Annotated in this window: 1 protein-coding gene; it reads right to left on the bottom strand. The window is 42.9% G+C overall.

The window, feature by feature from the left end:
• Positions 1 to 127 precede the first annotated feature (127 nt).
• Positions 128 to 562 (bottom strand): DHHA2 domain-containing protein (locus R7093_RS27200; protein ID WP_318147273.1); only part of this gene is annotated, 435 nt, incomplete at its 5' end.

The following is a 562-nucleotide window of genomic DNA, read 5'->3' as shown; positions in this document are numbered from 1 at the left end:
TCGCAAGCGGGAGACTGTTTTCTTCTGCTCTTTTGCGTGGAATCTAAATTTCCAACTCTGTCTTGCCAAAAACGAAAAAACCACCTTTAACGGTGGTTTTTTGATTATTTTCAGTGTGGCTTAGTCACTAGAGTGATTCAATCGCTTGTTGAATTGCAGGACCAATTTGACGCTTGCGAGACGTCACGCCATCCAATACCAACATGTCATTGTCGATTTTCACATCAAAAGCTTTTGATAGCACTTTCTTATCTGCGTCATCCGCCCAAAGCATGTTTGCACGTTTGTGCTTGGTATCTGTGATCGAGAAGAACAAGTAATCAAGATTCTGAGCTTTCTTATACGCTTGAATAGCTTCGTTGAAGTCCTGTTTGCGGTCAATCAACTGCTGCGCGTTGAGCGTTTCTGCTACGCCGATGCCTACCTTTTTACCTGCAAATTCAAAGTTCTTGTAGTCCATCGTCAAAATCGTCTCTGCTGAGAAATGGCTCAGATCCGATTTAGCCAACAACATTTGTTCACCAAAACCTTTGATGTCTTTGATACCTGCAATGTCCGCCAG

It is taken from the genome of Vibrio sp. 1580 (assembly GCF_033340055.1).
This window is presented reverse-complemented; position numbering and strand designations above follow the sequence as displayed.